Genomic DNA, 11580 nt, shown 5'->3' with positions numbered 1-11580 from the left:
CTTACCATGGCCTTTGCCGTCGGACATATATCCGGCGGACACTTCAATCCAGCTGTCTCGCTTGGTCTTGCCATGGCCGGACGGTTCGAGTTCAAGGATCTGATTCCATACTGGATTGCCCAGGTGGCTGGCGCCATTGTTGCTGCCGCAGTGCTTTATCTGATTGCCTCTGGCAAGGCGGATTTCGCCGCCGGCGGCTTCGCCTCGAACGGCTATGGCGACCTCTCGCCCGGCAAATACGGGCTGACTTCGGCGCTCGTTATCGAGATCGTTATGACGGCCTTCTTCCTCATAATCATCCTCGGTGCGACTTCAGCTTCCGCGCCCGCCGGATTTGCGCCCATTGCCATCGGCCTCGGCCTGACGTTGATCCACCTCGTGTCGATCCCCGTGACCAATACCTCAGTGAATCCCGCGCGTTCGACCGGCGTCGCCCTGTTTGCGGAGACAGCCGCGCTCAGCCAGCTGTGGCTGTTCTGGGTTGCCCCCCCTGATCGGCGCTGCGCTCGGTGCGATCATCTGGAAAGCCCTGCTCGGCAAGGATTGAGGTAAGGAAAGCGTAGGTGGGCCGATCCCGACCCACCTACGCCGATATTTCAAGATTTCTTATCCCTTTTCCTTTCAAACTGGGTTAGAAAAGGCTCCCCGATTCCGGAGCCTTTCAACGAAGATGCCCTTGCCAGAAACGACAGCGGCCCATGATGACCGCTACGCCGCCTTTCGCCATTCTTCCTTTACGCTCTACTGGCTAGCCCGCTTTTGTGGCTCCTTTGCCATCCAGATTATCAGCGTTTCGGTCGGCTGGCAGATTTACGACATGACGCGCGATCCCTTCTACCTCGGCATCGTCGGCCTCGTGCAATTTGCCCCATCCTTGTTGTTGGTGCTGATCACGGGCGCTGCGGCTGACCGTTTCGGGCGTCGGCTGATCATGGGCCTGTCGCTCTGTGTCGAACTCATCTGCGCCATTCTCCTGCTCTTGCTCACCGTAACGCATCTGTTCTCGCCAGCGCTGGTCTTCATCATTCTTACCGGCTTTGGCATTGGCCGCGCCTTTCTCGGGCCGGCGTCGGCGTCGCTCGTCGTCAACCTCGTTCCAACCGAAGCTTTCTCCAACGCGGTATCGTGGAACTCGTCCGCTTGGCAGATTGCGGCGATCGTCGGCCCTGTCGCTGGCGGATTGCTCTATGGCATCTCGCCAATCGTCGCCTATGGGATTGCCAGTTGCATGCTCGCCGCAGCCGCCGCCTGTACATTCGCAATTCCGAAGCCTGCCCAGCATACGCTCTCGGAAACGCGATCGCTCCAGACCCTGCTTGCCGGCTTTCACTACATCTGGAAGGAGAAAGTCGTACTCGGCGCGATCTCGCTCGATCTCTTCGCGGTCCTTCTCGGCGGCGCCGTCGCATTGTTGCCAGTCTATGCGCGCGATATCCTCCTACTCGGCCCATGGGGCCTCGGCATGCTGCGCCCGCGCCGGGCATCGGCGCCATCCTGACCGCAGTGTGGCTAACCGGACATCCAATCCGCGATCACGCGGGGATCATCATGTTTGCCTTCGTCGCACTGTTCGGACTACTTACAGTCATGTTCGGCGTGTCGAACATTGCCTGGCTCTCGATCGCCGTGCTCGCGCTCATGGGCGCTGCCGATATGGTGAGCGTCTATATCCGCGAGACGCTGCTGCAATTGTGGACACCCGATCACGTTCGCGGCCGGGTCAACGCTGTAAACATGGTCTTTGTCGGAGCTTCCAACGAACTCGGTGAATTCCGCGCCGGCGTCATGGCGTCGCTGATCGGCACTGTTCCCGCCGTGGTCTTCGGCGGGATCGGCACTGTCGCCGTCGCCGGCCTCTGGGCCTATTGGTTCCCGCAACTGCGCAAGGCGCGCAATCTTCAGGGACGAACCTGACCCAGCTTATACTCGGGCAGGCATTCCGAAGATCGCCGCGAGAAAGCCGTGCAGCCAGGCCTTGAGCACCGCGTCGTGAATCATACGACCTTCGAGATGGTCCCTGCCGTGTTGGGCTCCGCAGAGAGTGAAGCGCTCCGAACCGCGCACGACCCAACGCTGCATCATGGCCCGCGTCAGCTCCGCGTGGAACTGGACCCCCCAGGCATTATTGCCGTAGCGGAACGCCTGGTTGGGATAGCTTTCGCCCGTTGCCAGCAGCGTCGCGCTTTTCGGCAATTCGAAACCCTCGCGGTGAAAATGGTAGACCATCGAGGGCCAGTCCATCAGGGCACTGCCTGCCTCGGTCGCCTCCAGCGGATACCAGCCGATTTCCACGATCCCGTCGGGGTGTGGTCCGACCCTGCCTCCGAGATGATTGGCGAGCATCTGGGCGCCAAGGCAAATTCCAAGAAATGGTTTGTCCTCAGCCAGCGGCACTGCCAGCCAATCGGTCTCTGTGCGCACGAAATCATCGGGATCGTTGGCGCTCATCGGACCGCCGAAAATGACGGCCCCCGCATGATCTTCAAGCGATTGCGGCAGCGGGTCGCCCAGCGGCGGGCGCCGAATATCGAGAGCAAATCCCGATTCAATCAACAAGTGGCCGACGCGGCCCGGACTTGAATGTTCCTGATGCAGTACCGTTAGGATCTTCGGCCGCTGAGGCTGCCTGCTTTCCATCCAGTCCGTCTGGAACATTCGCTCCGATCCTATTCCTCTGCCACTGACTGCTTCGCGCGCTGCGCAGCCTTCTGCTTCATCGTGACGCGGTCACGCGTCGATACGCCGATCAGTTCCGCCACACGCCAGACGACATTGTCCTCGAGTTCGTGCGCCATACCATCGGCAAAGACCACATCCCACATAAGCTCAATGAAGCGAATGCGCGCCTCTTCGTCAAGGTTGCGCTTGATGATGCTGGTGAAACTGTAAAGGTCGACTGCCTCCTGGTCAGCCTGCTCGCCGTCGTCGAGGAGACGCTTCAGCGCCTCACCTTTCAGGCCGTAAGCCTCCGAAATCAGCTGCGCCACGCGCTTGCGTTCGACGTTGCGGCGCTCGCCGTCGGCGTCCATCACGTGGAAAAGAAGTGCAGCCGCCGCAAGGCGCGGATCGTTTTTGGAGAAATGGCTCTTGCCACCTTCGCCGGACGGCAGGGCTTTGAAGAACGTCACGAGGCGATCGAGCATATGGGTAAATCTTTCAGTATCTTGTGAGCGGCGGAACGTTCAACAAATAGCGTGGTAATTGTGTTCCTGCCACTGTGCAAGTTGCCGCAAAGGCAGCCGCGACCTCGCCGCCGCCGTCAAAACAGCCGGAACTTCTTGCTTGCACGCTCTTCTTGATATTCCGGCCGCACGCCCGGATCATCGGGCACAGGAATTACAAGCTCCGCGTCTTCCCTTGGTTTTTCCTGGGTAGGCAGCGTTTTCGCTAACTTTTCCTTAACTTCCGGCTTGGTTGTCGCGTTTTCCCCTGGGTCAGCAACGGGCTGGAGTTGAACGATCTCGGCGTCTGCCACATCCTCGTGAGCTGCCTTTACCGCATTGCCGCGGCTTTCGAGCCGGGCGGGTATAAGTGGCTTCACATCTTCGCGAGGTGGCGCCGATGGCGCGGGCGCCTCTGCGAGAGCTTCATCAAATTCTCTCTGGTAGTCGATGACGGGTCCGAGTTGTTCCACCGGAACCTTCCATTCGAAAGCATTGAGCTTGCCGGTTAACGGCGAAGCAGGTGCCCACTGGTCGGACACATAACCGTCCGCTGTCCATGCAGGATCGCGTGGCGCCTTGACCGCACGCGACAGCCACTGCCGGACGCGACCCTGATCGCCGGTTTGCGCTTCTTCGATATCGGCGAGCAAGAGATAGGCACCCTCGCGCGGCGCGCTGCGAAGCACGCTTTCGGCTGCCTCGCGTGCTTCCCTGAGTTCGCCTGCAGCTAGCGCCGCATGGGCAATGGCAAGTTTGGATTCGGGGTGATGCGGATAGAGCGCAGCGAGATGGCGCGCGCGCTTGAGCCGATCGATGGCCGAATCGCCAAGGCGTGCGTGGACATAGGTCTCGGCTACGTCCGGGTGCGGCTGCTTTTTCCAAACATGTTCGAGGAGCTTTGATCCCTTGCGCAACTCGCTCTGCTGGAACAATGCCTTGGCCGCGATGACCGCCGCCGGGATCAGATCCGGTGCCAGTTTGTTGGCTTCGAGAGCAATGGGTCTCGCACTGATCGGATCGGCCTCGAAGAGGTCTATCGCTTTGGCTGTCAGCAGCGCCGCCCGCTCGCGCTTGACCTGATCCTTGTCAATCTGCTTGCTCGCTTTCTGCTTCTCAAGCAGGGCGAGCGCTCCGTCCCAATCTCCATGGGTCGTCTTCTGGCCAAGGGCAGCCGAAGTAGCCCATTCGACATTGGGTGCAAGCAGCGCTGCTTCTTCCGCGTAATGGCGTGATGCATCGCGCGCGCCAAGCCGCTGAGCCTCGAGGTAGAGGCCGCGCAGGCCAAGCAGCTTCGTCTCGGGATCATCGAGCATGGCCTCGAACTTTGCGCGCGCACCGTCTGCGCGCCCTTCGAGCATGGCTGCCTGGGCGTCGAGGAGTTTTATCAGCGGCTCCTGGTCGACATTCAGGAGCTTCTCCGCCTGCCTGACCATACGCAGCGCTGTCTGGCCATCGCCGGCACCCGCCGCGATCAATCCGGTCGAAAGGGACTGGTAGCCGCGATCCCGCTTGCGTGCGCGAAAATGCCGGCGCAGCGCATAGGGCGAGGCAACAAGGCTCTTGATTGCCCACCAGGCCAGCATCACCGCGGCGACGACCGCAACGATCGCCGATGCAGCCACCATCAAGGTGACCTTGTACTGCATGCCGCCAAACGTCACGACGAGGTCGCCCGGCCGGTCCGCCAGCCAGGCAAATCCGACGCAGAGAAGGAGAACGACTGCGATGAATGTGAGGATACGCGCCATGATCGTCGTGAACTCCTAGTTGGAAGACGCGGGGGCCTTGGCCCCGGCAAGCGCATCGGACAGAGCCTTAGCCAGCGCCTCGTCGGCTTTCTGACGCGCCTTCATGGCCTCCGCGAAATCAGCCGAGACTGCCTTGGCGTTATCCGGCAGCTTTTCCCATTCCGCTATCGCCCCGCCGAGATTTGCAGAGCCTAGATTGGCTTCGACGCGTGCCGTGATCGCATCGACGCTTTCGCCTGCGACCATGCCGACGGGCCGCGCCTCGACGAGGCCCCCGGCGCTTGACCATAGCCGATCGAGAATGCTGGCATTGGGATCGACAGTGCGCGTGGTTGCAACAATTTTCGCCGCAATATCGCCGAACTCGCTCGCCAGCATGCCAACGGTCGGGATTCCCTTGGGGGCAAAGGCGCGCAGGCTTTCGATGTTATCCGAGGCTGGCGCCACCGCCGCATAGGTATCGAGCTCAGCGCTAAAGGCCGAGCCGCGATCGAGCGCTGCCTTCAGCCCGGTGGCTGCCATTGCCAGCGCCATATTGGCTTGGCCCGACGTATCATTGACCTTGGCTTCAAGCGCGGTGAGCCGTTCCGTCGCTGCTGAGGCCTGGTCAACCTGCTGCTGGCTCGCATTCAATTTCGCCTCGAGGGCAGCGATGCGCTCATCGACGGCGCTGGTGTCTACCGAGCCTGCGGCGCCGGCGGTTCTCTTGACCTCATCGACGCTCTGCTTGATCAGGCTCATCTCATGGGCAAGTGCCGAAACCTGCTCGACTGCCTTCTTGGCATTCTCCACTGCGCCATTGAGGGCCAGTTCCGCGCCTTCGCCGAGATTTTGCGAAGGTGTCCGCTGCAAGGCCGCAATCTGCTGTTCCACACCCGAAAGGTCGGCTTTCTGCGACGGCAACAGGCCTGCCCACTGCAGCGCGGCGACACCGACGAGAGCAACCAATCCACCGATGACACCCGAGGCCAACCGGCCGAATTGGTCGCCTGCTTCTCGCGTGACCGCTGGCGGCGCTGACTCGGTCGCGGGTCTGGCCGCACTCGCCCGGCCAAATGGCTGCTCAGTGCCGGCCGCTCCTGTTGTAGATGTTTCCTCTGGCCCTGGGGTCGATTCAATCGCTGGTTCCGGCGCTGCAGCAGATTGGCGCGCAATAGCCGGATCGAAGCCCACAGGCTCAGCGGCGGGCGTTTCCTTCGCCTTCGCTTCGGTTTTACCGATTGCCGAAGGCTCCAGGTCGATCGTCACCGGCTTGCGGGCAGACTTCGAATGACGTGGAACGGACGATTTTGCCATGAACGGTATCTCTCGGGCCAGGGAGGTGATGAATATCACGCTAGCAAGGAAGTTGCGGCTGCGAAACGGTCAATAGTAAAGGAGTCCAGTTGAAAATGCGTTCAGGTCTCGCGCATCAGTTGTACGAGCGCGTCCTCGTCCGGTCTCTCCGAAACGTGAACTTCGCCCTGTTTCCAATGGGAAAGCGCGTCGGCAATGCGCCTAGATAGACAGAAAATTGATGTATTATCAAAATGATGGGTCAGTTCCGGGCGGCTCGCAAGATGCAGGAACTCCTCCGCTCCCCATCGGGAATATAGCAGGCAGCAATCAATTCTCTTCTGGGCAAAAAAATCCAGCAGAAAATCAGTTGTGTAACTGACTGAAACTGTATCGTATGTCAGAATGCACCGGAAATGGATACCGGACTTGCGAAGGGTCTGTTCAAAATCGGGCGATCGCACCTTGCCCGTCAAATAAAGGACGCATCCGCCGGTCGGCAGTTCTTCGATTACTGTCTGGGCAAGCGAGGCCCCATCGCCATCACCCGTTGTGACTGTCTCGAAACCGCGGGCGCGCGCGGCGGAAGCCGTCGCTTCGCCTACGGCGAAACACGGCACTTTCAAGAGCGGACGCAGTAACGCGTCGGACGCTTCGCGTAATGCGCTGGCGCTCGTTACAGCCACAGCACAAAACTTGACCTTGGGATTGGTTGCATCAAGCGCGACAATTCTGGTGAGCGGCAGTACGAGAGGCAGGAACCCGCCGCAAAGCAGGCGTTCGGACGTTCTGGTCGCTCCGGGCTGGGGCCGTGTGACCAGAACGGTTTTCATCAATGCCAGTCCGTAAAAAAGTGTGCGCCGGCCTTTGCCCGCACCCGCAGCGCCGCGTCGCGGCCAATCGCGACCGCGTCGGACAACGCGCCTGCACCCGATACCTCGTGCGCTTCGCTACCATCCGGGAGCAGTATCATGCCGTGGAACAACAGCTTATTCTCAAGAACCGTGGCGAGGCCCGCGATCGGTGTGCGGCACGATCCGTCCAACGCCCCGAGGAATGCGCGCTCGCAGGCAAGTGCCGTCGACGTTGGCAGGTGATTCAACGGTGCAAGGAGTCCATCGACGCGCTCGTCGCCTATACGGCTTTCGACGGTAATCGCGCCCTGGCCGGGCGCGGGCGGAAAGGTCGTCACGTCCATCAGTTCGGTAACAACATCGCCGAGTCCAAGCCGCCGCAATCCGGCATAGGCCAGGAAAGTCGCGTCGACCTCGCCATCCGACAGCTTGCGCAGACGTGTTTCCACGTTGCCCCTGAAATTGACGACCTTGAGGTCCGGCCGTACCCGCCGGATCAGCGCCTGGCGGCGCAACGAGGCGGAGCCAACAACCGCGCCATGCGGCAATTCCAGCAGGGTCTTTACCGCGCGACCGATGAATGCATCGCGAGGGTCCTCGCGCTCGAGGAAAATCGACAGATGGAGGCCTTCGGGAAGAATGGTTGGCATATCTTTTGAGGAGTGTACCGCGAGATCAATCCGGCCATCGGCCAGTTGTTCCTCGATCTCGAGTGTGAAGAGGCCCTTTCCTCCAACTTCGGCCAAGGGCCGATCCTGAATCCGGTCTCCGGAGGTCGATATGACGACGATCGCGATATCGTCTTCGCGCAATCCGTGGTGTTGCATCAGCCTGCTGCGCGTCTCACGGGCTTGCGCGAGCGCAAGTGCGCTCCCACGTGTACCGATCTTGAGCGTTTTTGTTTGCATTGGCTGCTGTCCGTGTTACGCGATCTCGATTAGAAACTTCTGCCTAGCGAAGTTTTATTCGACCGGCAATGCGGCGAAGGATATCAGGTTTATCGATGCGTGTTCTGGGAATTGAGACGAGTTGTGACGAAACGGCGGCCGCCATCGTCGAGCGGGACGAGGACGGCACTGGCCGCATCCTGTCGAATGTCGTCCTCAGCCAGATCGATGATCACGCGCCCTATGGCGGCGTCGTGCCGGAGATAGCGGCCCGCGCTCATGTCGAAGTGCTCGACCGGCTTATCAACCAGGCGCTGCATGAAGCGCAGATGTCGCTTGACGATGTCGATGCCGTCGCGGCAACAGCCGGCCCTGGCCTGATCGGCGGATTGATCGTTGGCCTGATGACCGGAAAGGCGATCGCCATGGCCGGCCGCAAGCCCTTCTATGCCATCAATCACCTTGAAGGCCATGCACTGACCCCTCGCCTCACCGACCGTATCGAATTTCCTTACCTGTTGCTGCTCGTATCCGGCGGCCACACGCAAATGGTGCTGGTGAAGGGCCTCGGCGACTATGAGCGGCTCGGCACGACCATCGATGACGCACTCGGGGAGGCATTCGACAAGACGGCAAAACTCCTTGGTCTGCCCTACCCTGGCGGACCGGAGGTGGAAAGGGCGGCGCTTCTCGGCGATCCGGCCCGTTTCAGCCTGCCGCGCCCGCTCAAGGGCGAGGAACGCCTTGATTTCTCGTTCTCGGGCCTGAAGACCGCCGTGCGCCAACTTGCAGGTTCGCTCCAGCCGCTGTCGCAGACCGACGTCAATGACATTTGCGCCGCCTTTCAAAGCGCGGTCGCCGATACGCTGGACGATCGTGTATCGCGCTCACTGGCGCTATTCCGCCGACGCTTTCCAGACATTGCATCGCCTGCCCTCGTCGTCGCCGGCGGCGTCGCTGCCAATAAGGTCTTGCGTGATGGCCTGCAACGTCTCTGTACAGACCACGGCTTCCGCTTTATCGCCCCTCCCATGGCGCTTTGTACCGATAACGCGGCGATGATTGCCTGGGCAGGAGCCGAACGAGCCAAAGAGAAAGCCCCGGACGCGCTCGATATCGCGCCTCGCTCGCGTTGGCCGCTCGACCTTCAATCAGCGCCCCTCATTGGGGCTGGGCGTAGAGGCGCCAAGGCATGACCACAGCTGTGAATATCGCAGTGCTCGGCGGCGGCGCCTGGGGAACGGCGCTTGCCACGATGGCGGCCCGTAACGGCCACAACGTGCGCCTTTACGCGCGCGAGGCAGCGACGGTCGACACGATCAACATCAAACACCGCAATGATCGCTATCTTCCGGGGATCGAGCTTGATCCAGCGCTCATCGCCAGCACGGATTCGGCCGCGGTTCTGGCGAACACCGACCTCATTCTTTGCGTCATTCCTGCGCAGGCATTGTCCGGAGCATTCATTCAATTGAAGGATTTCATCCCTTCTGGCATTCCGCTGGTCATCTGTGCCAAAGGGATCGAACGGACCAGCGGTCTGCTGATGTCGGAAGTCGTTGCCAAGGTGCTCCCCCGCGAGACGATTGCCGCTCTATCCGGCCCAAGTTTTGCCAGCGATGTCGCAAAGGGCCTGCCGACTGCGGTGACCGTCGCGGCGGCGGATCAAACCGTGGCGGATCGTATCGCAATCACACTTTCGGGCCCCACTTTCCGTTGCTATTCGACGGATGACCTGATCGGGGTCGAGATCGGTGGCGCGCTCAAGAATGTTCTCGCCATCGCCGCCGGGGCGGCCGTCGGGCGCGGCTACGGCGCGAGCGCCCAGGCAGCTCTCGTGACACGCGGTTTCGTTGAACTGCGCCGTATCGGCCAGGCGCTCGGCGCGCGGCCCGAGACGATCATGGGGCTGTCCGGTCTCGGCGATCTGATGCTCACCTGCTCGACGCCGCAATCGCGCAACTATTCCTACGGACTTGCACTTGGACGCGGTGAAGACCTCACCGACAGACCCTTGGCGGAAGGCGTGGCGACTGCAGCGATCGCAGCGGAGCTTGCAGCGAGACATAACATCGACGCACCCATCATCTCAGCAGTGGCGCAAATACTCGATCGTCACATCACTATTGACGAGGCCATGGAAGCTCTGCTTTCCCGGCCATTGAAGAACGAAGACTAGGCTGCTCGCCAGCCTCTATGGGAAACCGGGAGACGTGAATGCTTTACGCACTGCTTTGCAACGACAAGCCTGACCATCTGCAGGTGCGCCTCGATACCCGCGCGGCGCACCTCGACTATCTGACAGGTCTCGGTGACCAGCTGAAATTCGCCGGCCCCTTCCTCGGCGACGACGCCAAGCCAAACGGCAGCCTCGTGGTCGTCGAAGCTGGCGATCTTGCTGCCGCCAAGGATATTGCGGGCAACGATCCCTATTCCAAGGCGGGCCTCTTCGCCTCGGTCGACATTCGCCCATGGAACTGGGCCATCAAGAATCCGGCAAACAAATAAGCGGGGGATCCCGATATGGCATTCTGGCTGTTCAAATCCGAACCTGACGCGTGGTCCTGGGAAAAGCAGAAGGCGGCCGGCGCCAAGGGTACCGAGTGGACCGGCGTGCGCAATTATCAAGCGCGCAACAACATGCGAGCCATGCAGATTGGCGACAAGGGTTTCTTCTACCATTCGAACGAAGGGCTCGATATTGTCGGCATCGTTGAGGTCTGCGCGCTTGTCCATCCCGATTCGACGACGGATGATCCACGGTGGGAGTGCGTCGATATTCGCGCCGTAAAGGATGTGCCAAACCCGGTAACCTTGAAGGACGTCAAGGCGAACCCCAAGCTGGAAAAAATGGCGCTGGTAACGTCGATGCGGCTCTCCGTTCAACCGGTCATGCATGACGAATGGGTGGAAGTCTGCCGCATGGGCGGGCTGACACCTGTGCCGGAATGACCGCTACGGTCACGCCGATCCTCAACCCCGAGAGTGATCGTTTCCGGCAGTTCGTACTCGATAATACAGCGCTACAAACACCGCCGCACGTTCCCGAAATCAAGCTCCACCTCGCTGATGAGGCACACGACCTGTGGCATCGCACCGAGGAAGAGCTGGCAACGATGGGGCTCCCGCCGCCTTTCTGGGCCTTCGCCTGGGCGGGCGGCCAGGGCGTAGCGCGCTATGTGCTCGATAATCCGGAATGCGTGATGAATAGAGTTGTGCTCGATTTCGCTTCAGGCTCTGGGCTAGTCGGCATAGCGGCGGCCCTCGCCGGTGCGGCGCGGGTCGTCGCCTGCGACATCGATCCGTTTGCCCGCCCGGCGATATCGCTCAATGCTGGCGCCAACAGCGCGTCGCTGGAAACTCGAATCGACGACCTGATCGGCAACGACGACGGCTGGGACGTCGTTCTCGCTGGCGACGTCTTCTATGATAAGGCGCTCGCTGATCAGTTGATTCCCTGGTTCGCGAGCCTCGCCGCGCGCGGCGCCGACGTCATCGTCGGCGATCCCGGCCGCTCCTATTTCCCCAAGGATTTACTGCGGCCGCTGGCCGTATACGCCGTTCCAGTGACACGCGTTCTTGAGGATGCCGAGGTCAAGCGTACAACGATTTGGCGTTTCGGTAGCGCCACGTGCCTGGAAGCAGGCTAGGT

General features: G+C 60.9%; 11 protein-coding genes and 2 pseudogenes. 7 read left to right on the top strand and 6 right to left on the bottom strand.

The window, feature by feature from the left end:
- Together aqpZ and AAAB35_RS09930 are read left to right on the top strand one after the other, a co-directional pair.
- Positions 1–547 (top strand): annotated as a pseudogene (aqpZ, locus tag AAAB35_RS09935) (aquaporin Z); the annotation flags it as partial.
- A 129-nt stretch (positions 548–676) separates the two neighbouring features.
- A pseudogene (locus tag AAAB35_RS09930) lies at positions 677–1914 on the top strand (MFS transporter).
- 6 nt (positions 1915–1920) lie between these two features.
- Here AAAB35_RS09930 and AAAB35_RS09925 read toward each other — a convergent pair.
- From AAAB35_RS09925 to hemC, 6 genes are all read right to left on the bottom strand, one after another.
- Positions 1921–2655, bottom strand: a complete 735-nt coding sequence (locus AAAB35_RS09925; RefSeq protein WP_340668120.1) for a glutamine amidotransferase — start codon at positions 2653–2655, stop codon at positions 1921–1923.
- A gap of 11 nt (positions 2656–2666) precedes the next feature.
- Positions 2667–3143, bottom strand: coding sequence for a TerB family tellurite resistance protein (locus AAAB35_RS09920; protein ID WP_340668119.1), 477 nt, complete (start codon positions 3141–3143; stop codon positions 2667–2669).
- Between the two features lie 116 nt (positions 3144–3259).
- On the bottom strand, positions 3260–4912 hold the full coding sequence (locus AAAB35_RS09915; RefSeq protein WP_340668118.1) for a heme biosynthesis protein HemY: 1653 nt from the start codon (positions 4910–4912) through the stop codon (positions 3260–3262).
- A 15-nt stretch (positions 4913–4927) separates the two neighbouring features.
- Positions 4928–6208 (bottom strand): hypothetical protein, encoded by a 1281-nt coding sequence (locus AAAB35_RS09910; protein ID WP_340668117.1) that lies wholly within the window; start codon positions 6206–6208, stop codon positions 4928–4930.
- Positions 6209–6309: 101 nt separating this feature from the next.
- The gene (locus AAAB35_RS09905; protein WP_340668116.1) at positions 6310–7020 is read right to left on the bottom strand and encodes a uroporphyrinogen-III synthase; all 711 of its coding nucleotides are present in this window, start codon (positions 7018–7020) and stop codon (positions 6310–6312) included.
- Entirely contained in the window at positions 7020–7949 is a 930-nt protein-coding gene (gene hemC, locus AAAB35_RS09900; protein ID WP_340668115.1) for a hydroxymethylbilane synthase, read from the bottom strand. The genes AAAB35_RS09905 and hemC overlap by 1 nt, the downstream gene beginning before the upstream one ends.
- Positions 7950–8044: 95 nt before the next feature.
- Here hemC and tsaD point away from each other — a divergent pair, with 95 nt between their 5' ends.
- Genes tsaD through AAAB35_RS09875 form a run of 5 tightly spaced genes read left to right on the top strand, consistent with a single transcriptional unit; the run spans position 8045 to position 11578 of the window.
- Positions 8045–9124, top strand: coding sequence for a tRNA (adenosine(37)-N6)-threonylcarbamoyltransferase complex transferase subunit TsaD (tsaD, locus tag AAAB35_RS09895; protein WP_340668114.1), 1080 nt, complete (start codon positions 8045–8047; stop codon positions 9122–9124).
- Positions 9121–10107, top strand: coding sequence for an NAD(P)H-dependent glycerol-3-phosphate dehydrogenase (locus AAAB35_RS09890; protein ID WP_340668113.1), 987 nt, complete (start codon positions 9121–9123; stop codon positions 10105–10107). The genes tsaD and AAAB35_RS09890 overlap by 4 nt, the downstream gene beginning before the upstream one ends.
- 38 nt (positions 10108–10145) lie before the next feature.
- Complete coding sequence (locus tag AAAB35_RS09885) at positions 10146–10436, top strand: YciI-like protein (RefSeq protein ID WP_340668112.1); 291 nt, start codon at positions 10146–10148, stop codon at positions 10434–10436.
- A 15-nt stretch (positions 10437–10451) separates the two neighbouring features.
- Positions 10452–10880 (top strand): EVE domain-containing protein, encoded by a 429-nt coding sequence (locus AAAB35_RS09880; RefSeq protein ID WP_340668111.1) that lies wholly within the window; start codon positions 10452–10454, stop codon positions 10878–10880.
- The gene (locus AAAB35_RS09875; RefSeq protein WP_340668110.1) at positions 10877–11578 is read left to right on the top strand and encodes a methyltransferase; all 702 of its coding nucleotides are present in this window, start codon (positions 10877–10879) and stop codon (positions 11576–11578) included. Before AAAB35_RS09880 ends, AAAB35_RS09875 begins: the two co-directional genes overlap by 4 nt.
- The last annotated feature ends 2 nt before the right edge of the window (positions 11579–11580 follow it).

Source organism: Phyllobacterium sp. (genome assembly GCF_037994425.1).
Lineage (GTDB): Bacteria > Pseudomonadota > Alphaproteobacteria > Rhizobiales > Rhizobiaceae > Phyllobacterium.
Note: the sequence above shows the minus strand (reverse complement) of the source record. Positions and strands in the feature narration are given on the sequence as shown.